The organism is Neobacillus phoenicis, from assembly GCF_047302305.1.
Lineage (GTDB): Bacteria > Bacillota > Bacilli > Bacillales > Cytobacillaceae > Neobacillus.
In genome coordinates, this window is record NZ_CP154847.1 from 2,435,037 (window position 1) to 2,455,171 (window position 20,135).

Annotated in this window: 21 protein-coding genes and 1 pseudogene; 21 read left to right on the top strand and 1 reads right to left on the bottom strand. The window is 38.7% G+C overall.

Features of this window, described 5'->3' with window-relative positions; translation table 11 throughout:
- Nucleotides 1–282: 282 nt before the first annotated feature.
- The 16 genes and pseudogenes from AA0X95_RS12605 to AA0X95_RS12680 all read left to right on the top strand — a co-directional run bounded on the left by AA0X95_RS12605 (nt 283) and on the right by AA0X95_RS12680 (nt 13,632).
- Entirely contained in the window at nt 283–477 is a 195-nt protein-coding gene (locus AA0X95_RS12605) for a twin-arginine translocase TatA/TatE family subunit (protein ID WP_066256906.1), read from the top strand.
- A 124-nt stretch (nt 478–601) separates the two neighbouring features.
- The gene (tatC, locus tag AA0X95_RS12610) at nt 602–1,339 is read left to right on the top strand and encodes a twin-arginine translocase subunit TatC (RefSeq protein WP_307287074.1); all 738 of its coding nucleotides are present in this window, start codon (nt 602–604) and stop codon (nt 1,337–1,339) included.
- Nucleotides 1,340–1,748: 409 nt separating this feature from the next.
- Nucleotides 1,749–2,826: pseudogene (locus AA0X95_RS12615) on the top strand (hydrogenase small subunit).
- The gene (locus AA0X95_RS12620) at nt 2,823–4,544 is read left to right on the top strand and encodes a nickel-dependent hydrogenase large subunit (RefSeq protein WP_413309316.1); all 1,722 of its coding nucleotides are present in this window, start codon (nt 2,823–2,825) and stop codon (nt 4,542–4,544) included. Before AA0X95_RS12615 ends, AA0X95_RS12620 begins: the two are co-directional and overlap by 4 nt.
- Before the next feature lie 11 nt (nt 4,545–4,555).
- Nucleotides 4,556–5,350, top strand: a complete 795-nt coding sequence (gene cybH / locus AA0X95_RS12625; RefSeq protein ID WP_413309318.1) for a Ni/Fe-hydrogenase, b-type cytochrome subunit — start codon at nt 4,556–4,558, stop codon at nt 5,348–5,350.
- A complete protein-coding gene (locus AA0X95_RS12630) occupies nt 5,340–5,828 on the top strand; it encodes a HyaD/HybD family hydrogenase maturation endopeptidase (protein ID WP_413309320.1) in 489 nt (162 codons plus the stop codon). The genes cybH and AA0X95_RS12630 overlap by 11 nt, the downstream gene beginning before the upstream one ends.
- The gene (locus tag AA0X95_RS12635; RefSeq protein WP_413309322.1) at nt 5,825–6,271 is read left to right on the top strand and encodes a hypothetical protein; all 447 of its coding nucleotides are present in this window, start codon (nt 5,825–5,827) and stop codon (nt 6,269–6,271) included. The genes AA0X95_RS12630 and AA0X95_RS12635 overlap by 4 nt, the downstream gene beginning before the upstream one ends.
- Nucleotides 6,264–6,623 (top strand): hydrogenase maturation nickel metallochaperone HypA, encoded by a 360-nt coding sequence (locus AA0X95_RS12640; protein ID WP_413309324.1) that lies wholly within the window; start codon nt 6,264–6,266, stop codon nt 6,621–6,623. The genes AA0X95_RS12635 and AA0X95_RS12640 overlap by 8 nt, the downstream gene beginning before the upstream one ends.
- The gene (gene hypB, locus AA0X95_RS12645) at nt 6,620–7,279 is read left to right on the top strand and encodes a hydrogenase nickel incorporation protein HypB (protein ID WP_413309326.1); all 660 of its coding nucleotides are present in this window, start codon (nt 6,620–6,622) and stop codon (nt 7,277–7,279) included. The genes AA0X95_RS12640 and hypB overlap by 4 nt, the downstream gene beginning before the upstream one ends.
- Nucleotides 7,264–9,555 (top strand): carbamoyltransferase HypF, encoded by a 2,292-nt coding sequence (gene hypF, locus AA0X95_RS12650; protein ID WP_413309328.1) that lies wholly within the window; start codon nt 7,264–7,266, stop codon nt 9,553–9,555. The genes hypB and hypF overlap by 16 nt, the downstream gene beginning before the upstream one ends.
- Nucleotides 9,546–9,779, top strand: a complete 234-nt coding sequence (locus AA0X95_RS12655; protein WP_413309330.1) for a HypC/HybG/HupF family hydrogenase formation chaperone — start codon at nt 9,546–9,548, stop codon at nt 9,777–9,779. The genes hypF and AA0X95_RS12655 overlap by 10 nt, the downstream gene beginning before the upstream one ends.
- Nucleotides 9,754–10,866: a hydrogenase formation protein HypD gene (hypD, locus tag AA0X95_RS12660; RefSeq protein ID WP_413309332.1), complete on the top strand. Its 1,113-nt coding sequence runs from the start codon at nt 9,754–9,756 to the stop codon at nt 10,864–10,866. The genes AA0X95_RS12655 and hypD overlap by 26 nt, the downstream gene beginning before the upstream one ends.
- Nucleotides 10,866–11,867 carry a hydrogenase expression/formation protein HypE gene (gene hypE / locus AA0X95_RS12665; RefSeq protein ID WP_413309334.1) on the top strand — a complete coding sequence of 334 codons (1,002 nt, stop codon included), beginning with the start codon at nt 10,866–10,868 and terminating at the stop codon, nt 11,865–11,867. Before hypD ends, hypE begins: the two co-directional genes overlap by 1 nt.
- A gap of 157 nt (nt 11,868–12,024) precedes the next feature.
- A complete protein-coding gene (locus AA0X95_RS12670; RefSeq protein ID WP_413309336.1) occupies nt 12,025–12,255 on the top strand; it encodes a hypothetical protein in 231 nt (76 codons plus the stop codon).
- A gap of 135 nt (nt 12,256–12,390) precedes the next feature.
- A complete protein-coding gene (locus AA0X95_RS12675) occupies nt 12,391–12,642 on the top strand; it encodes a DUF2535 family protein (protein ID WP_308083488.1) in 252 nt (83 codons plus the stop codon).
- 147 nt (nt 12,643–12,789) lie between these two features.
- On the top strand, nt 12,790–13,632 hold the full coding sequence (locus AA0X95_RS12680; RefSeq protein WP_413309339.1) for a DegV family protein: 843 nt from the start codon (nt 12,790–12,792) through the stop codon (nt 13,630–13,632).
- 37 nt (nt 13,633–13,669) lie between these two features.
- Here AA0X95_RS12680 and AA0X95_RS12685 read toward each other — a convergent pair whose 3' ends face one another.
- Complete coding sequence (locus AA0X95_RS12685) at nt 13,670–14,560, bottom strand: MBL fold metallo-hydrolase (RefSeq protein WP_413309341.1); 891 nt, start codon at nt 14,558–14,560, stop codon at nt 13,670–13,672.
- Nucleotides 14,561–14,748: 188 nt separating this feature from the next.
- Here AA0X95_RS12685 and AA0X95_RS12690 point away from each other — a divergent pair, with 188 nt between their 5' ends.
- From AA0X95_RS12690 to AA0X95_RS12710, 5 genes are all read left to right on the top strand, one after another.
- Nucleotides 14,749–16,269 (top strand): spore germination protein, encoded by a 1,521-nt coding sequence (locus tag AA0X95_RS12690; protein WP_413310008.1) that lies wholly within the window; start codon nt 14,749–14,751, stop codon nt 16,267–16,269.
- Nucleotides 16,270–16,280: 11 nt separating this feature from the next.
- Nucleotides 16,281–17,399: a GerAB/ArcD/ProY family transporter gene (locus tag AA0X95_RS12695; RefSeq protein WP_413309343.1), complete on the top strand. Its 1,119-nt coding sequence runs from the start codon at nt 16,281–16,283 to the stop codon at nt 17,397–17,399.
- The gene (locus AA0X95_RS12700; RefSeq protein WP_413309345.1) at nt 17,386–18,537 is read left to right on the top strand and encodes a Ger(x)C family spore germination protein; all 1,152 of its coding nucleotides are present in this window, start codon (nt 17,386–17,388) and stop codon (nt 18,535–18,537) included. Before AA0X95_RS12695 ends, AA0X95_RS12700 begins: the two co-directional genes overlap by 14 nt.
- An 81-nt stretch (nt 18,538–18,618) precedes the next feature.
- Nucleotides 18,619–19,197 carry an SCO family protein gene (locus tag AA0X95_RS12705; RefSeq protein WP_413309347.1) on the top strand — a complete coding sequence of 193 codons (579 nt, stop codon included), beginning with the start codon at nt 18,619–18,621 and terminating at the stop codon, nt 19,195–19,197.
- A 111-nt stretch (nt 19,198–19,308) separates the two neighbouring features.
- Nucleotides 19,309–20,133, top strand: coding sequence for an SGNH/GDSL hydrolase family protein (locus tag AA0X95_RS12710; protein WP_413309349.1), 825 nt, complete (start codon nt 19,309–19,311; stop codon nt 20,131–20,133).
- The last annotated feature ends 2 nt before the right edge of the window (nt 20,134–20,135 follow it).

The window sequence follows — 20,135 nt, forward strand, 5'->3', positions numbered from 1 at the left end:
TAGTATATGTCCTTATGGTTCAAATTATATGCAAAAAAAGTATAGTTGTCAAAATATTTTAAAAATTCTATCATAAAAATGGTCATTGACTTAAATAGAGGTAATTGTTAAATTGTCTATAGTGTTATAAAACAAAGTTGGAAATGCTAAAAATCACTCTGCTGTTAGTTTTACACGATTTTGTGAATTTACTATGAATTTTGTTGGATATTTAACGCAAATTGTTTTTTCAATACTATAATCATAGTAGAAATATACAACACTTGAAGGGGATGTAAATCCATGTTTTCAAATATCGGAGTACCCGGACTAATTTTGATCTTAACTCTTGCTCTTATCATTTTCGGACCAAAGAAGCTTCCGGAAATTGGACGTGCATTTGGACAAACACTAAAAGAATTTAAAAAGTCTACACGCGAACTTACTGACGATGTAATGAAGGATATTGACGAAGAAAAGAAAAACTTGACAAAATAAGGTGTAAGATTTCGTGTCTTGCACCTTTTCTTCTCGGAATTTTAACTATAAATACATGCGAAAGCTTGTTAATTAATGCAGAAAAAGAAACATTTTCAACCTTTGAAATTGGTAGGGGAAGTACATGGAAGATAAAGAATTAAATTTAGTTGATCACTTGGAAGAACTACGTAAACGTATTATTATTTCCGCACTCGCTTTTATCGTCTTTTTTGCCATCGGATTTATTTATGTGGATGATATTTATAAATGGTTCGTTCGCGACCTTGAAGTGAAATTAATGGTACTTGGACCAAGTGACATTATTTGGATTTATTTTATGTTAGCTACAGTTGTAGCAGTTGCTGGGACGATACCCGTTCTCGCATTGCAAATATGGTTGTTTGTAAAACCAGCTTTAAGACCAGTAGAAAGAAGAATTACGCTTTCATACGTACCAGCCTTATTCTTTTTATTTTTAATTGGTCTATCATTTGGTTATTTTGTTATTTTTCCAATGGTTCTTAAATTCTTAGTGAATATTGGCGGTGATATGTTTGTTACCAATTTCACTGCTGATCGATATTTTAGTTTTATTATGAACATGACATTACCATTTGGAGTGTTATTTGAACTCCCGGTTGTTGTTATGTTTTTAACCTCACTTGGAATTATTAACCCGTTTGTATTGGCAAAAATTCGGAAGTATGCCTACTTTGTTCTAATTATTATTGCTGTGGTAATTACACCTCCAGACTTTATGTCTGACTTTGTTGTTACCCTGCCGCTCTTGTTGCTTTATGAAATCAGTATTAATCTTTCCAAGTTTGTTTATCGTAAACGATTAAAAAAACAACAAGAAGATGAATTAATAGAAGCATAGGAAAATGCAAAGACCTTAAGGGATGATTTCTCTTAAGGTCTTTTTTTATTTGCTTTGATAAATTGTCTGTTGATTTCCACTCCAGGTGCTTCGCTTTCCGCGGGCGTTCCGGGAGCCTCCTCGTCGCTCACTCCTGCGGGGTCTCCCGTGACCGCTACTCCCGCAGGAGTCTTCGCGCCTTCCGCTCCAATCAACAGGTGTATCAAATCATCATAATGCATTAACATAACCATTTTGTTGGATGTATTTTCCTGTATTTTCAACTTATTAAAAGAAAATATTGTAAAAATGCAGTTAAGGATACTTTGTGTACTTTTTTGAAAATTCAAGACGAATGGCCTAGTGTTATACTACAATTTCTTTGAAATCAAGTAAAATTTATTTTCATGATAAGTGGAGGGGAAAGCGGATGAAGAGACAGAAAACAGTATACGAAGCCGCGATCGACCATGGCTTTAGCAGGCGTGATTTTCTAAAAATGTGTACTGCACTTGCTGCAACATTAGGTCTAGAATTCACGCAGTCTGATCAAGTTGTGAAAGCCATGGAAACAAAAACAAGAGTACCAGTTGTATGGCTACAATTCCAGGATTGCACAGGTTGTTCCGAATCATTCATACGATCATCACAACCAAAGACTGAAAGCGTTTTACTGGAGATGATTTCACTGGAATATTCGGAAGTTCTTTCTGCAGCTTCAGGGCATCAGGTAGAAGCTTCCATGAAACAAGTATTAAAGGATTATAAAGGGGAGTACATTCTAGCTGTTGAAGGAAGTATCCCTACTGATGATGCGTTCTTAACTGTTGCAGGACAATCGGCAAAAGAAACCTTCCTAGAAATGGCAGCAGGGGCAAAGGCGATTGTCGCTTATGGTTCTTGTTCGTCATGGGGAGGAATTGCTGGCTGCACATCCAAATCCAACGGGTGCCAAGCCAGTTACAAGCTTTGTAAAAGATACTCCAACTATTCTTGTACCGGGATGTCCGCCCATTTCCGAAGTAATGACAGGAGTGATTGCTCACTTTATTACATTTGGAAAATTACCAGAATTGGATCAGTTCGGACGTCCAAAAGCTTTCTATCGTCACCGTATACATGACAAATGCAATAGACGAGCCTATTTCGATGCGGGATTATTTGTGGAATCGTTCGACGATGAAGGGGCCAAACAAGGTTATTGCTTATATAAGGTAGGCTGTAAAGGTCCAACCACTTATAACTCTTGTGCAGAGATGCGATGGAATGGCGGGGTTAGCTATCCTATTCAATCTGGTAACCCTTGCTTTGGATGTTCAGAAAAAGATTTTTGGGATAATGGCCCATTCTATACAAGAAGAGCGAAAATACCTGGAACGCAAACAACAATTGAACCTGATGAGATCGGGTTAGCAGCCATTGGATTAACAGCAGCTGGTATTGCTGTTCATGCAACTGGAACGGTAATAAAGAAGAAGAGAGACGACAAACGGGGTGAGGAAGAATGAGTGAACGAATCGTAGTAGACCCAATAACAAGAATAGAAGGTCACCTTCGTGTAGAAGTAGATGTAGATGAAAAAGGTGTTATTAAAGAAGCGTATAGTTCAGGAACTGCCGTCCGGGGTCTTGAGTTGATTGTAAAAGACCGTGACCCGAGAGATGTCTGGGCCTATGTGCAGCGTATTTGTGGAGTTTGTACTACCGTACATGCATTGGCATCCATTCGTTCTGTTGAAGATGCCTTAAAAATAAAGATTCCGAGAAATGCCCATTTAATAAGAGACATAATGAATGAAGCATTATTTGTTCATGACCATGTCGTCCATTTCTATCATCTTCATGCATTGGATTGGGTAGATGTTGTAAGTGCGATAAGTGCCAATCCTGCAGAGACATCCAAGCTAGCTCAATCCATTTCTAGCTGGCCAAAATCGTCGCCTGGTTACTTTACAGATGTACAAAATAAAGTAAAAAAACTAGTTGAAAGTGGGCAATTAGGTATTTTTGCAAATGGGTATTGGGGGCACAAGGCCTATAAACTTCCACCTGAAGTAAATTTATTGGCTGTTGCTCACTACCTAGAAGCATTAGATTGGCAGAAGGAAATCGTTAAAATTCATACAATCTTTGGAGGCAAGAATCCTCATCCGCATTATGTCGTTGGTGGAATGGCGACACCGTTAGATATTGAGAGTGATAATGGAGTTCATGCCGAACGACTCATGCATGTTTCACAATTAATTGATCAAGCCCGCGAATTTGTGAACCAAGTATATATTCCTGATTTACTCGCTATCGGCTCCTTTTATAAGGATTGGACATATGGCGGAGGGTTAAATAATTACCTTTGCTATGGAGATTTCTCTACAGGAGATATCTATGATACAAAGCTATATCGCATGCCAAGAGGAATCGTGTTAAATGGCAATTTGAATGAAGTGTTGGATGTTGATTTAAAGGATCCTAAACATGTTCAGGAGTTTATTGACCACTCCTGGTATACCTACGATGGAAATGAGGGCGGAAAAGGTAAGCATCCATTTGAAGGAGAAACGACCTTTAATTACACAGGACCGAAAGCACCGTTTAAAACATTGGATACCGACAAACAGTATAGCTGGCTAAAGGCACCGCGCTGGAAAGAGCATCCAATGGAAACAGGACCACTTGCAAGGATGATTGTAGGTTATGCGGCAGGAAAAGAAGAGATTGTAAATATCGTAGATGAAACATTGAAAAAGCTGGGTTTACCAATCACGGCCTTGCAATCAGCATTAGGACGTACCGTTACCAGGGGACTTGAAACGGTATTAATTTCCGGATGGTTGCGTAATGACATGGATGAATTATTAAAAAATGTGAAGAGCGGAAACCAAACCACTTTTGATCGGACAAAATGGGAACCAAGTACTTGGCCGGAACGTGCCAAAGGTGTTGGCTGGATGGAAGCACCACGCGGGGCATTGGGCCATTGGATTGATATCAAGGATGGGAAAACACATAACTACCAGGCCGTTGTACCTTCCACCTGGAATGCCTCACCTCGTGACCATAAAAACAATATCGGGGCATATGAGGCAGCACTTAAAGGAACACCGATGTTGAATAAGGAACAGCCATTAGAAATTATGAGGATTATCCATTCCTTTGACCCTTGTCTTGCCTGTGCTGTCCACTTAACCGATTTGGAAACTAATAATACGACCGAAATTCGATTAGGTTAGGAGTGAAACAAATGGCTGCGCCAAAATTACCGACTCAAACGCCGGGTCCGTACCCTGATAAACCGGGGATCAACAGCGAGAATTCGTTTCACACAGAAAGACCAATTGTCTATAAAGCAGTTAAAAATGAAGTCAGAGCCTATGTTTGGGAATTACCTGTGAGGATTTTTCACTGGTTAAATATGTTCGCCATCTTTGTATTAATGGGAACGGGGATATACATTGGTAAACCGTTTGCATCGGCGGGAATACCTGAAGAGGCTTACTATTCAAATCTAATGGGCTGGATGCGCTATATTCACTTTTTCGCCGCCTTCCTGTTTGTAGTAAATCTACTATTCCGTTTGTACTGGGTTGCAGTAGGGAATAAGTTTGCCACCTCTAACCCACTCAGATGGATGTTTTGGAAGGAAGTATTTGAAACAATTAAATTCTATTTGTTTTTGAAAAATAATAAGCCCCATTATGTTGGGCATAACCCGCTGGCACAATTAAGTTATTGGATTTTTATTGGCCTAGGTTCCTGGATTGTCATGTTGACAGGATTTTATATGTACTTTGAACCGCAGCAAGAGACTTTCTGGGCAAAATTGTTTGTTTGGGTGCCATATTTATTTGGTGGCGAGAGTTATACGCTTCGTTCGTGGCATCATCTAGCAGCATGGGGCTTTATGTTATTTACTCTTATACATGTTTATATGGCTTTCCGTGATGACTATCTTGAGCGAAATGGATCCATCTCATCAATGATTACAGGCTACAAAACAACCATGAAGAAATCAGTAGGTGAAAAGGATGACAAATAGAAAAGTAGAATCAAAGATTACAATTCTTGGAATTGGCAACACCCTCTTCTCTGACGAGGGTGTTGGAATCCACCTTTTGCCTTTATTAGAGGAAGCACTTAAGGAAGTTGAGCATATCGAAATTATTGAGGGGTTAACAGATGGCATGAGACTTCTGGGTCCTGTGGAGGAAGCCGAAAATCTTATTATCATTGATGCCATCAATGCGGGGAAAGAGGGTGGCACGATTATCTCACTTGTTGGGGAGGAAATTCCTGCATATTTCGGTATTAAGATGTCCATTCACCAATTAGGCTTCCAGGAGGTATTGTTAGCGGCCAAAATGAGGGATCGTTATCCCAAGCAAATTGTCATGTTCGGCATGCAGCCAACGTCACTTGAACTAGGAGTAGAGTTAACGGAAACTAACCGACAGAAACTGGGTGAACTGGCAAATGCCGTAATTGAGCAGGTGCATAACTGGAGAAATGTCTCATGAGACGAGGTGATTTCTTAAAGGAAATGGGCAGCAGTCTTTTCCAAACGGTGAAATCTGTTTATGAGCCTTTTATTAGTGAGGATTTGGAAAAAGTAGAGTCAGCAGCAGATCGTGCACTTGGGATTAGATGGGTTCCATTTATTAAAGAAAGTGAGCTTTTTTCGGAGCTAGAATTGAAGTTTATAGGTGGGAGACCCGTAATAGTAATTTGGAATGGAACGAACATGCAGGCAATGGATGGAGTGTGTCCTGTATGTTCGAATATTATTATTCTAACAACACTATATTCAAGTGGAAAATGTTTGAATTGTCAAAAAGAATACAATTTTAAGACACAGACAGGTGAGTTACAGCTTGCTTCCTTTCAAATAAAACAGAAGGAAGATTTATATTATATCGGTTTTCAGAAGAATGAGAAGAAATCGGGTGGTAGCCATGCATGAAATGTCATTGATGGGAGATATTCTTCAACTGGTGCAGGAGGATGCATTCAATAAGGGAATTCAAAAAATTGAAAAGGTGGAATTAATCGTCGGAGAAATCACAAATGCCATGCCAGATGCCTTAAGGATGGCTTTTGATATTCTTAGAGAACAAAATCTACAACTTTTCTCGGAGACTGCTGAGCTAGTAATACATCTAGAAGAGGCACAAGCTAGTTGTGTCATTTGTGGCATGGAATATAAACCAGAACAAAAGATTGTTCTTTGTCCAAATTGCCTCATTCCATCTGGAAAAGTATTAAGTGGGGAAACGTTTCAGGTATTATCATACGAAGGGAGTAATCCACAATGATGGTTACTTTAAGAACGGACGTATTAACAAATAACAATAGGGCTGCTGAATTCAACCGAGAGCTATTCCATAAAACCAAAACCTTGGTCATTAATTTAATGAGTTCTCCTGGTGCAGGGAAGACCACATTATTAGAGGAAACTGTCAGAGCATTATCTAAAAACTATCGGATCGCCGTTATCGAAGGCGATTTGGCAACGGAAAGAGATGCGGACCGAATTCGTGCAATGGGTGCAAAAGCTATTCAAATCAACACCCATGGTGGCTGTCACTTAGATGCACGTATGGTTGCGGCAACTCTAGGCGAATTTGATTTAGATGAAATTGATATTCTCTTTATTGAAAATGTCGGTAATCTCGTTTGCCCTTCAGGCTACGACTTAGGACAGCACCATAAAGTGGCGGTTTTAAGTGTACCAGAAGGTAACGACAAAATACCGAAATACCCACAAATGTTTATGAGAACAGAACTTGTGCTTTTAAATAAAATTGATTTGCTACCATATTTGGACTTCAGTGTGGAAGAAGCAAGAAAAGATTTATCGGAAATAAACCCGGAATCAATTTTAATTTCTCTCTCAGCCAGGACACAAGAAGGACTGCATGAATGGTTCTCTTGGATTGTAGGAGCATACGAGCGATGCGCACAGCAGTAAAAATTGCCGTCCGTGGCAGAGTGCAGGGAGTTGGTTTCAGACCGTTCGTTTTTCAACTAGCCGAGAAATATCAGTTAAGTGGGACCGTCCAAAATAATATGGATGGGGTGAAAATTTATCTTGAAGGAGAAGCCGGTCCTATTAAGGCATTTCTATGTGCATTAAAAAATAACGCGCCACGGCTATCAAAAATAAATGAGATTTTAGTAGATGAAGCAGTAGCGCAGAACATTGCAAACTTTACGATTATCCCAAGTGAACGTAGTGGGACATCAATGCTGGTCATTCCAATTGATTCAGCAGTTTGTGAGGATTGTCTCGATGAAATGAATGATCCGAATGATTTTCGCTACCAATACCCGTTCATTAACTGTACCCAATGCGGACCTCGTTACACGATTATTGATGAGCTACCATATGACCGCCCCTATACCTCGATGAAAAACTTTCCTATGTGTGAGGATTGTCGGAGGGAATATGAGGATCCAACAAACCGGCGGCATCATGCTCAGCCGATTGCTTGTCCCCAATGTGGTCCTAGAGTCTGGTTACTTGACCAAAGGGGAAAGCAAGTAGAGGTAGAGAATCCATTGGTAGAAACAGCGAAGTTTTTAAAAGAAGGAAGGATTGTAGCCATTAAAGGGATAGGAGGCTACCATCTTTGCTGTGATGCAAGTAATGGGAAAGCGGTAGCCGAATTACGAAGACGAAAAAACAGGCCTTTACGGCCATTGGCAGTTATGGCTTCTTCTTTGAAAGCCGTTGAAAAACTTGTAAAGCCGAATGAAGCCGAACGAAAGCTTTTGCAAAGTCCGGAATCTCCCATTGTCGTGTTAAAGAAAAGCGTACAGTATCAACTGGCTGAGAGTGTTGCACCACGTATGAACACGATTGGGGTGATGCTTCCGTATACACCATTGCATCACTTGTTATTTACTGATCCCGAACTACCATTTCTCGTGATGACAAGCGCCAATCCATCTGGAATGCCAATCCTTTATAAAGATGATGAAGCCATCCGATACTTGGAGGGAATTGCTGATTATTACCTTGTACATAATCGAGAAATTTTACATCCAGTAGATGATTCAGTGGTCCAGTTCAATGATGGGAAACTGGACTTCCTGCGAAGATCACGAGGGTATGTTCCAGACCCTTTTTCAACAACTCAAGATGTGACAGGAATCGTCAGTTTTGGCGGCCAACAAAAATCTACCTTTACGATTGGTCGAAATGAGCAAATTTTTGTCGGACCCCATATCGGTGACTTAGAAAACATCGAAACAATCGACCATTACAAACAAGAATTAAATCATCTTTTAAAATGGATTGATACCCCTAAAAAGCTGGCTGTAATTGATGCACATCCAGGCTATCATGTTCAGAAGTTAGTACAAGAATATCTGTTCGAAGAAGTGTCTGAGGTACAGCACCATCATGCCCACATGGCTGCCTGTATGGAAGAGCACCAATTGAAGGGTAAAGCTTATGGAATCATTTTGGATGGAACCGGTTATGGTCTCGATGGAAACATCTGGGGATTTGAGTTTCTCTATGGGGATGCTCTAAGTTGTCAACGTTTGGCCCATTTACACTATACTCCTCTTCCTGGAGGTGAAAAGTGTATTCGTGAGCCGTGGAGAAACGCAGCGGCTATGTTAATTTCTCTTCTTGGTGAAGAGGGGAATATTCTGGCGAAAACTATCTTCGCAGATAAAAAAGCAGAGATTGATACCTTTAAAAAGATGATTGATAGAAATATAAATACGGTTTACGCTGGCACATGCGGTAGGCTCTTTGATGCGGTAAGTGCCTTATGTGGAGTGACTAAAATATCTAGTTATGACGGGGAAGCCGCCATCCAATTGGCAGAATTAGCTGATGAAGACAACATTTATGAGCCTTATTTATTTGATTTAGGTGAACAGGATGTACTTACCATTGATTTTTCAAAAATGTTGAAAGAGATCGCACTCGAAGTTATAGCAGAAAGAGAAGTTTCGTCCATTAGTGGAAGATTTCATGAAACAGTTGTACGGGCTACGGTAGAAGTGATGGAGAGGCTGCATGCTTCAACCTCAAATGCGAATAATCAGGTTGTCCTATCAGGTGGCAGTTTCCATAATCGGTTCTTAAGAAAGAGGTTGACTGCAGAATTGATAAAAAGAGGATTTACTGTATTCGTACCAGAGAAGGTTCCGTGCAATGACGGTGGTTTATCATTTGGGCAAGTAGCAATTGCTAGTGCAAAAAGGAGTGCTTTGCAATGTGTGTAGGGGTACCAGCTAGAGTAGTGAAGAAAATGGAATACAGTGCAGTCGTGGATGTCATGGGTTCGCAGACGACCGTTGGAACGATATTTGTTCCCGAATTGGATATTGGCGATTATGTCATCGTACATGCCGGTCAGGCCATGAGTATTGTTGATGAAACGTACGCAAGACAGAGTGTGGAGGAGTGGAGGAAACTTGTCGATGCTCGAAATTCTGAAACAAACTAATAACCCGGAAATTTGCAAACCACTTGTCGCGGCCGTTATCGAAAAAGCAAAGGAATTTCAGCAAAAGTTTGGACGCAAGCCTGCATTTATGGAAGTGTGCGGTTCGCACACCATGTCTTTAGCAAGAACAGGAGTGAAGCCATGTCTTAAGGATGTGGTTAATCTTATATCCGGACCAGGCTGTCCTGTGTGTGTCACTGACCAACGTTCGATAGATGCCATGATTGCACTGGCAGAAGGCGAAAACCGAATCATCTGTACCTTCGGCGATATGATGAGAGTTCCTGGCTCTAATAAAACATTGCTAGATTCAAAAATTGCAGGTAAAGATATTCGTGTTCTCTATTCCCCAGTGGATGCTGTAAAGGTGGCTGAAGAAAATCCCAAGAAAGAAGTCGTCTTTCTTGGGGTGGGTTTTGAGACGACGATTCCGATCCTCACACTAATGGTGGGCGAAGCGGAAAAGCGCGGAATCGAGAATTTTTCAATTTGGATGACTACTAAGCTTGTAGAACCAGTTCTCCGCTACTTACTTGATGCGGGAGAAGTTCATTTGGATGGATTTTTGCTACCAGGCCATGTCTCGATTGTATTAGGTGAAGCTTCCTATCAGTATTTAGTCGATAAATATCATATTTCAGGTGTGATTACTGGTTTTGAAACGGCAGAATTGCTGTCTGGAATTTACAAAAGCATTGATTTGGCATTACAAGGAGAAACAGCCATAATCAATAACCACCCCTCTGTTGTCAGTAAAACGGGAAATCAAGTGATTCATCAGTGGATGGATCGGTACTTAATCAAGTGTGATGAAACATGGCGGGGAATAGGGGTTATTCCAAATAGCGGGTTGGACTTAAAACCTGAGTTCGATAAGTATAACGCGAAAAAGAGGTTTACGGTGGAGGTTGGAGAACCAAGAAAAACGAAATGTCGCTGTGGCGAAGTCATTCGTGGATTAACTACGCCAAATGAATGTCCGCTTTTTGGTAAAGTATGTAACCCAATGAAGCCAATCGGCCCGTGTATGGTTTCTGCTGAAGGAAGCTGTGCTGCATATTATCAATACATGAGGGAGAGCTTTTAATGGATCATTTTATCAGCCTAGCACATGGTGATGGTGGTGAGTTAAGCCACCGATTAATCAAAGATGTCTTCATCGAAGCTTTTGGTGATGGGAACTCCGCTTTATTTGATTCTGCTTCAGTAGACATACCAATTGGCAAAATTGCTGTGACAACAGACTCGTTTGTTATTAAGCCCATTTTCTTTCCGGGTGGCTCAATTGGTAAACTAGCAGTAGCAGGTACCATTAATGATTTAGCAGTTAGTGGAGCGAAGCCTGTATATCTTACCTGTGGCTTTGTAATTGAGGAAGGGTTCCCTATTATTGATTTAAAAAAAATAGTTAGTGACATGGCTAATGAGGCGCTTAAGACAGGCGTTACCATTATAGCCGGTGATACAAAAGTGGTAGAACGTGGAAGTGCGGATGGAGTGTACATTAACACAACAGGGATTGGAATCTATGAGCCTAACAAAGGATGCAGCCTTGAATTTAAAGAAGACGATGCCATTATTGTGTCAGGCACGATTGGAGATCATGGCATCGCTGTATTGGCCGCAAGAGGAGAGTTAGGGATATCTTCGCCAGTAAATAGTGACTGTGCTAGCTTAAATACAATGTTAGCGGAAGTTCTAAACTCTACTTCAGTTGTACGAATCATGCGGGATCCAACCAGAGGGGGACTAGCCACCACACTCGTTGAGATTGCAGAAGACTTTCATTTGACAATGAAAATTAATGAACTTGACCTTCCCGTAAAAGAAGAAGTACACGGGGTTTGTGATTTATTAGGCTTCGATCCACTGTACTTGGCCAATGAAGGAAAAGCCATTCTTATCGTTGCCGACCAAGAAAAGGATAAAGTCATTGATATTTTACGAGAATTCCCTGAGGGTCGAGATGCAGTTGTCATCGGTTCCATTATTGGTAAACAAAAAGGCCAGTTACTACTTGAAACCCCTCTTGGCTCCAAAAGAATATTAACTAGATTATCAGGAACGATGTTTCCGAGAATATGCTGAAGATGCCCCCATACATTATTGTGTGGGGGATTTTTTATATAACATATTTTAAATTTGCAAAAATAGAAATTTATATCTTCATTTGTTCTTTATTAAGTTATATAATGTAAGTAATAGTTCTTTATAAAGATCAAATAAACTGATAGGAGCCTGTGCTATGTACAAAAAAAACTGTCCAATATGCAATAAATCATCTTTCAGTAGTTGTGATTCTGGAACATGGATCTGCCCAAACTGCAACAATGATCTTACGTATATCAATCTTCAAGAATCAGAGTCCCTCATACAAAGCAAACCGCGATTATTTCTAATTAAAAACAACTTTCTACAAGAAAACCCACAAATAGATGCCCAAATTAAACCCTTCACTTTTAAATCATTGGACTAAAAACAGGACATCTAAAAGGTCCTGTTTTTTACTGTGATTTTTCACAAATATTTTTCTAGTAAGCAAAATTAGACACTTTTCGAGGCGGAAAAGGTGTATAATATAGTCAAACGGGTGAAAAAGAGGATTGATATTTTGTTATTCAAAAGCCTAGAGTTCAAAAATGTTGTTGGACAGAAGGTTAAAGTCATGGAAATTCCTGTATTGGAGGAAGATAGTACTTATAAATTTATGATCCAAGTCCGTTTACAGACGTTTTTAACGTCCATTAATCAGGAAAGCAAACCTAAGAGATGCTACTCCTTTAAAGATTACTTGAAAAAGGTCATGAAGTGGCCGGATTATGAACAACTATTTAAAGTTGGAGAATTAAAGAATAATGCATAGTTTCATTCGAGCATCGGAAACGGTGCTCTTTTATTTTTGCAGAAATTTATGAAAACAGTGTTTAATAGTAGAAAAGCTCCAGTTTTAGTTTCTTTCAATAGTTGAAACCTGTATAATACTAAACAGTAAGTGTAGGGATGTGACTGAATGAGTAAAATTAAAATTGTAACTGATTCAACCTTAGATATTTCACAAGAAATGGCTAAGCAACTAGGTATTATTGTTGTACCTTTATCCGTTACGATAAATGGTGAAACCTATTTAGACCGGGTGGATATAGATCCGGCTGAATTTATTGATAAAATGAGCAAGGAAAAGGAATTACCTAAAAGTTCCCAACCTGCCGCTGGTGTTTTTCTAGAGGTTTACGACGAGCTTGGGAAAGAAGGGTATGAAGTATTATCCATACATATGACAGGAAAAATGAGCGGTACAGTGCGGTCAGCTGAAAGTGCAGCACAAATGACAGATACCAAGGTAACTGTAGTCGATTCAAAGTTTATTTCTACAGCTCTTGCTTTTCAAGTGAAGGAAGCTGCTATTATGGCAGAGCAAGGGAAGGAAATGAATGAAATTTTATCCCGATTAGAAACAATCCAGGAACATACCAAACTTTATATCATGGTTGATACATTAGAAAACCTCGTTAAGGGTGGTAGAATCGGAAAAGGAAAGGCATTCATAGGTTCTCTATTAAATATCAAACCGATTGCGTCACTTGAAGGGGCAGAATATACTCCGGTTACAAAAGTTCGCAGCCATTCTCAGGTCGTTAAATTTTTGGCCAAGCAGTTTGCGGAAGACGTGAAGGGGAAAACGATCCGAGGTGTTGGTCTAGTCCATTCTGGTGCCCATGAACTATCAGTAAAAGTAAAAGAGAGCATCTTCGATTTAACCGGTTTCCGAGATATCCCAATTGATTATACGGGTCCAACAATTAGTACGCACACCGGTCCTGGTACAATAGCCCTCATGTATTATTATGAATAGAGGATTAAATAACAGGATGGTGCCTGACACCAACCTGTTATTTTTTACTGACTAGCTCGAGAGAAGACTCCTCAACTGTATAGCCTAGGCGGTGCAGATGCTTTCGAATTCCTCCACGTTCCCAGGTTTTAAGTATCGAGTTTTGCAGCATTTTCTTTGGATAAAAGATACCGATATTCGTCAGTTCCTCAAAGTTCATGCCCTGTTTTATATATTGATCAATTACGTGGTCTCTTCTGTCGATGATGGCAAGGAATGTTTCCATCGCTTGATGAAACTCTTTTTTATTGAAAATACCTTTTTGATGTCCGGTTATGTACGTATCGGCATCAAGGGAAAGTAATCGTTTACCAGAGGCAATAAAATCCTCAATATTTCCGTCACTACCGTTATACCACGGACCAAAAGACGTCATGTCATAATCCCCAGCGAATACCACACCCAATTCAGGAAAGTAAGGGCAAGATAAACCCATCGTATGCCCAGGGGTATGTAGAAATTGTACTTTTACATCTCCAAAAATATAGTTCGTTTCATATTCATAGGTTCCCGAAATCTCGCCAAGGTTTTTAACCCATTCCTGTGGAAGGGTTTTTTTCCACTGCTCGACGCCTTCAGCGCCCCATTCTTGATAGACTCCATTGACACTTGCTACCCCCTCAATTGTTAATGAGGTCTCGTACTCAATGGGATTAATTAGTTTTGTAGCATCCCTAAACAAATGATTATGGAGAGTATGGTCAGGGTGGTAGTGGGTGTTTATGATTAGCTCCACACCATATTCCCTATCAAGTTCTAACAGCTGATGTGCATCGGCCCCACTATCGATTAACACTTTTTCAGGACAATCTATAAAAAGACTTCTTGAAAAAGGGACCTTGCTATAATTTGGACCTTCTAGTATCATAATCGGACCAATTCGCTCCATTAAAATCACCTCTTAAAGTAGAAATCTGTATGATTGTTCAAACAGATACAATGAATGAATACTCATTCATTGTACCATATTGTTTTTTGCAAGGAAACCACTATGCAAATATAGGTATCCTTTTAACATGGGTAAAAATTGAATTTTTGGTAAACCTAAAAAAAATAGTATTAAAAAAGGTGCTGACAATGTTTAAGCGAAAATCCAAAAATAATCAGTCAGATGAATGTAAAAAGCATAGTTTTGATGTAGATGAACTTAAAGATCAGTTAAACAGTGAACTGGGAGCATGTTCAGATATTAACTTTCGAACCTTAAAAAAAGATGGAAAAAAGATTCTTTTTTGTTTCCTAAGTAGCTTGATTGATAAGACGAGTTTAGATGAGTTTATTTTATTACCTGTTCAACAGCAAAAAGATTCAATGGATTGGACAACAGAAAATCTAGCACAAATTTTACCTATTGCTGAACTGCAAGCAGCCAATCAATTAAACGAGGTCGTATCCTCTTTAATTGAGGGCTATGCCTATATATATATTGACGGTGAGCCATTCGGAATCCTCGCGAATATCGGTACAACAGTAGAGAGATCTTTAGAAAAAGCGGAAACAGAATCATTAGTTTATGGACCGAAGATTTCTTTTACCGAGTCCCTAATAGGAAATTTAAATATTATTAGAAGTAATCTTAAGGATAAAGAATTATGTATGGAAGATATAAGTATTGGGAGCAGGGTTAAAACACCTGGAAAGATTGTTTATATAAGAGATATTGCAGATGAAGAAAATGTAAATACCTTTAAGCAAAGAATTAATGACTTAGAGTTTGATTATATTCCAGATACAACCGTATTAGGGCAGTTGATTGAGGATAATAGTTGGACTGTATTTCCACAAATTATGTCCTCCGAGCTTCCAGACCGTGTATCCCTTTCATTAATGAGAGGGAAAGTTGCAGTCTTAATGGACCGGTCACCTGCGGCGATATATGGACCAACCCCTTTTTTAAGCTTTTTTGAATCCACTGAAGACGTTTATATGCGCTGGAACATGGGAATGTTCTTAAGATTGCTGAGGATTATAGCTATTTTTTTATCTGTCTTATTAACTCCAGCATATGTGGCGGTTTTGACCTATCATTATGAGGTAATCCCGTCTCCCTTGCTTGTATCATTAGGGCAATCCAGGGCAAATGTTCCGTTCCCTCCGGTATTTGAAGCATTGTTATTAGAATTTGTTATTGAACTCTTAAGAGAGGCTGGTGCTAGACTACCAACAAAAGTGGGGCAAACCATGGGTATCGTAGGCGGTATTGTCATCGGACAGGCTGCCGTTCAAGCTGGTTTTACCAGTAATATCTTAATAATCATTATTGCCCTCAGTGCACTTGGGTCGTTTACTTCTCCAAGTTATATCATGGGTACCGCCATTCGAATGATTCGGTTTCCTATTATACTGGTAGCGGGTATATGGGGTGGTATTGGTATCATGCTGTCATTTTGTTTTTTTCTTATTCATTTGCTGAAACTGACTTCCTTAGGGAGTCCGTATTTTATGCCAGTCTATCCGTTTCGTTGGAGGGACTTAGGTTACAGTATCATTAAATTTCCCGTTCAATACTTGTCATTTAGGCCAGTAACCAATCATCCAGTTGATAATAGTCGATTTAAAGAGAAAAAAGCGATGAAAAAGAAGGATGTAGATGAATAGGAGCGGTCAAGATGAAAGTGAATTTACATCCGAAAGAGGGACTGTTATTTGAAGCATTTCTTGTCTTGTTTATTGTCCATGCCATCCAAACGGGAGTAGGTATAGTAGGACTTCCGAGAGTTGTTTATATGGAAGCAAAGCATGATGCATGGCTCGCTGTCCTTCTTGGGGGGCTTTTTACTGCATTTGTATTAGTCATGATGGTACATATGCTTGGTAAATATGACAGTGCCGATTTGTACGGTATCCATGTTGATGTTTTTGGTAAATGGATAGGTCATGCATTAAGTATTTTCTATATGCTGTATTTAAGCCTTAGTTTTTTTATTATCCTTATGAATTATATTGAAATTATCCAAGTTTGGATTTTTCCAGATCTCCCCACCTGGCAAATTTCTTTAGTTTTAATCCTTCTAACTATTTATGCTGTAACTGGTGGTGTTCGTGTAATTGTAGGAGTGGCCTTCCTATCAGTATTGGGGACCTTTTGGCTCAACTTTTTCATCACTGTACCTATTAGGTATTCCGATTTCAAACATCTACTTCCCATTATGAACATTAATATGATGCAGCTAGTGAAGGGAATGTACAAAACCACTCTCTCCCTCATGGGATTTGAATTAATTATGTTTTTTTATCCTTATGTAAAAAACAAAAAGAGAATGTTGTTATACACGCAAATAGGAAATCTTTATACAACAGCAATATTTACATTGATTACTTTAGTTTGTATTGCTTTTTTTTCTGAAAATGGATTAGCACGAACCATTTGGCCGGTATTATCGATGTTTAAGATTGTGAAACTGCCAAACTTAGAACGATTTGAATTTATTGCTGTTTCCTTTTGGATGTTAATTATTTTACCAAACATGTGCGGTTATTTATGGGCTGCATCCAAAGGCCTTAACCGAATCTTTCAAATGAAACAGAAAAGGGGGATTTGGATCGTTGGGCTTTTGGTTTGGATAGGAACTTTTTTTATTAAGGCACGATACCAAATGAATGTAGTAACTGATTACACAGCTAAGCTCGGATTCGTTGCAGCGTTCTGTTATCCAATACTCCTTTCAATGATTGTTTCTATGAAAAAGTGGCTTCAAAGGAGGAAGAAATCGAATGCAGAAGTGTAGCAGAAGTAAATTATTAGTATTATTCGCTTCTTGCATGTTTATCATGGCAGGATGTGTGGAACAAAAGCCACTTGAAAAATTGGGTCTTATTACTTCTGCCGGATACGATTTAGTAGGCAAGGAGCAAATTAAAGGAATTGTCGTCGTGCAAAAGTTTGATCCCATGGCAAAATCAGTAACAAAGGTTATAAGCGCTATTTCAAAAACAAGCAAAGGATTAAGGCAAGCAGAAAATCTTAAATCCAATCAAAAACTGGTCTCAGGACAGCTTCGGTCGGTTGTTTATAGTAGAGAACTAGCTGAAAGAGGTATTATTCAATTAGTTGATACCTTAAACCGTGATGCAGCTATTGGGAACATGGTCTATTTAACAATTGCAGACCAAACGGCTGAGGAGATTATGAAAATTGACCAAAGTAAAACAAATATTAACCTTGGCACATATATCTATAATTTAATCAAACAGAATGTCGAAGGAGAGCAGATTATCTCACCCACCTTACAAGAATTTAATCATAATTACTATGATATTGGAAAAGATCCCGTTCTTCCCATTTTAAAATTGCAAGGTGGGGATGTGGTTATTTCAGGTGTAGGCCTATTTAAAGAGGATCGATTGGTGGATGAACTGAAGCAATCACAGCTATTCTTTTTGAAGATTTTAGTTGATAAATATAAAGCCGGAACACTCGAAATAGGATTCAAAAAAGAGGAACTTCAAGATATTATGTTAAAAGGTTTAGTACCAAGCCCTTTGTATAATAAAGTGTACCTCACCATTGATAATATAAGGAGCAAGTCTAAAATAAAATTGATTGACAAGCAGAACCTCAAATTCAAAGTGGAAATAAAATTAGATTCAAGATTATTAGAGATGACAGAGCCACTAGATTTGGCCAAACCGGCTACGGTAAAGCTACTAGAGAAAAAAATGAATAAAGCAATGGAAAAGCAAGTAGAGGATTTACTTTATCATCTAAGGGAACTAGATATTGATCCTATCGGCTTTGGCAACGAGTATGAAGTACATTACAGGGGCCAGCAAATATCCAAAGAGAAATGGAGAGAACTATACAAAAAGGCTGAGTTTGATGTTCAAGTGAAAAATCGGATTGAAAAAACAGGTGTTATTGATTGATTACTACTGTTTCTCTTTTCACTTTTGTCTTTCTTTGTTAAACTATTCACGAAATGAATAGAAAAGGTTGCAGGTGATTAAATGAAGATTCGGTTTTTGTTGTATTGTGTTATCGTTGGTATGCTTTTATTAGCTGGATGTGGAAAAAATGAAATAGAAAATGCTGTTAATTGGCCTATTAAAGATTTTACAGCAACTAGTCAGGAGCATAAGACGGTTGGATTAAAAGATTTAAAAGGTAAGGTTTGGATTTCAGATTTTATTTTTACAAGCTGTGCCGATGTCTGCCCGCCAATGACAGCTAATATGGCTAAATTACAAAAAAAGGTAAAAGATGAAGGGTTAGAAAACGTAGAATTTGTTTCCTTCAGTGTCGATCCTACAGTGGATACTCCTGAAGCATTAAAAAATTATGCTACGCAGTTCGGAGCCGATCTAAAAAATTGGACGTTATTAACCGGATATTCTCAAGCGTTTATTGAAAAATTCGCGTTAAAAAACTATAAGGCACTTGTAAAAAAACCGGAAGAAGGAAATCAAGTGGTTCATGGAACCTCTATCTATTTAGTCGACCAGAATGGGAATATAAAAAAGTCCTATAATGGATACAAGGATGTCCCCTTTGAAGAAATAATTTCTGATATTAAATCGTTACAATAGACCAATGAAATGGTCTATTTTTTTTGCCAAGAATAGGATATAGTGTATATTTGTTTTGAATGATTTGGGTCGTGGTATAATAAAATTAGTTTAGAAAGCAGGTGAATAAAGATGAAAATGTTTTTCACCGCTCTAATTCTCCCGTTATTATTTTTAAGTTCATGTAGTCAATCTAACCCTTTAGAGTTTCATCAAGAAAAGAAGGTAGCAGCACAGGTTTTTGAGCAAATTCCAGCGGATTTTTATCCGCGCAAGCTAACGGTTGTTTCAGCAGGTGATTCCTTAACCAAAGGTATAGGGGATAGTACTGGTAGCGGCGGATACTTACCCTATTTAGAGTCTATGTTAGAAAAGGAAAAAGGGATTCAGGAAGTGGACTTTTATAATTTTGGTGTAAAAGGTAATCGAACCACTCAACTTTTAAAAAGACTTCAATCGCCGGAAATGAAAATAGCAATAAAGAAGGCTGATTTAGTAATACTGACAATTGGCGGCAATGATATTATGAAAGTGGTAAAGGATCATTTCTCTAATCTTCAGGTTTCTGACTTTATGAAGGAAAGAGAAAACTACAAAGACCATTTAACTCAAATAATGGAGGCTATTGTTCAAGAAAATCCGGATGCATCCATCGTTTTAGTTGGTCTATATAATCCATTCTCCAAATGGTTTTCAGATATTAAAGAGATGGATCAAATTGTTGCCGATTGGAACCAAACTGGTCAAATGGTCATTGCCAATTATCCTCATGCCTATTTTGTCCCAATTGAGGATGTATTCTTAAATGCAGCTGAAGACCTATTGTATACAGATAATTTCCATCCAAATAATAAAGGATATGAACTGATTGCACAAAGGTTGAATCAAACACTAGGAGAAAGTGTATTACCTGATTTGGAGAGAAACTCCTATACCGTCAGTACAAAGGAGAATTAGAA

Excerpts from the sequence above, each read along its gene's own strand:
- hypD (WP_413309332.1), top strand. The coding sequence starts at position 9,754 with ATGCTCGAAATTCTGAAACAAACTAATAACCCGGAAATTTGCAAACCA.
- AA0X95_RS12690 (WP_413310008.1), top strand. The coding sequence starts at position 14,749 with ATGTTTAAGCGAAAATCCAAAAATAATCAGTCAGATGAATGTAAAAAG.
- AA0X95_RS12680 (WP_413309339.1), top strand. The coding sequence starts at position 12,790 with ATGAGTAAAATTAAAATTGTAACTGATTCAACCTTAGATATTTCACAA.
- AA0X95_RS12605 (WP_066256906.1), top strand. The coding sequence starts at position 283 with ATGTTTTCAAATATCGGAGTACCCGGACTAATTTTGATCTTAACTCTT.
- AA0X95_RS12655 (WP_413309330.1), top strand. The coding sequence starts at position 9,546 with ATGTGTGTAGGGGTACCAGCTAGAGTAGTGAAGAAAATGGAATACAGT.
- tatC (WP_307287074.1), top strand. The coding sequence starts at position 602 with ATGGAAGATAAAGAATTAAATTTAGTTGATCACTTGGAAGAACTACGT.
- AA0X95_RS12700 (WP_413309345.1), top strand. The coding sequence starts at position 17,386 with ATGCAGAAGTGTAGCAGAAGTAAATTATTAGTATTATTCGCTTCTTGC.
- AA0X95_RS12630 (WP_413309320.1), top strand. The coding sequence starts at position 5,340 with ATGACAAATAGAAAAGTAGAATCAAAGATTACAATTCTTGGAATTGGC.
- hypB (WP_413309326.1), top strand. The coding sequence starts at position 6,620 with ATGATGGTTACTTTAAGAACGGACGTATTAACAAATAACAATAGGGCT.
- AA0X95_RS12705 (WP_413309347.1), top strand. The coding sequence starts at position 18,619 with ATGAAGATTCGGTTTTTGTTGTATTGTGTTATCGTTGGTATGCTTTTA.
- hypF (WP_413309328.1), top strand. The coding sequence starts at position 7,264 with ATGCGCACAGCAGTAAAAATTGCCGTCCGTGGCAGAGTGCAGGGAGTT.
- hypE (WP_413309334.1), top strand. The coding sequence starts at position 10,866 with ATGGATCATTTTATCAGCCTAGCACATGGTGATGGTGGTGAGTTAAGC.
- AA0X95_RS12695 (WP_413309343.1), top strand. The coding sequence starts at position 16,281 with ATGAAAGTGAATTTACATCCGAAAGAGGGACTGTTATTTGAAGCATTT.
- AA0X95_RS12640 (WP_413309324.1), top strand. The coding sequence starts at position 6,264 with ATGCATGAAATGTCATTGATGGGAGATATTCTTCAACTGGTGCAGGAG.
- AA0X95_RS12710 (WP_413309349.1), top strand. The coding sequence starts at position 19,309 with ATGAAAATGTTTTTCACCGCTCTAATTCTCCCGTTATTATTTTTAAGT.
- AA0X95_RS12670 (WP_413309336.1), top strand. The coding sequence starts at position 12,025 with ATGTACAAAAAAAACTGTCCAATATGCAATAAATCATCTTTCAGTAGT.
- AA0X95_RS12685 (WP_413309341.1), bottom strand. The coding sequence starts at position 14,560 with ATGGAGCGAATTGGTCCGATTATGATACTAGAAGGTCCAAATTATAGC.
- AA0X95_RS12635 (WP_413309322.1), top strand. The coding sequence starts at position 5,825 with ATGAGACGAGGTGATTTCTTAAAGGAAATGGGCAGCAGTCTTTTCCAA.
- cybH (WP_413309318.1), top strand. The coding sequence starts at position 4,556 with ATGGCTGCGCCAAAATTACCGACTCAAACGCCGGGTCCGTACCCTGAT.
- AA0X95_RS12620 (WP_413309316.1), top strand. The coding sequence starts at position 2,823 with ATGAGTGAACGAATCGTAGTAGACCCAATAACAAGAATAGAAGGTCAC.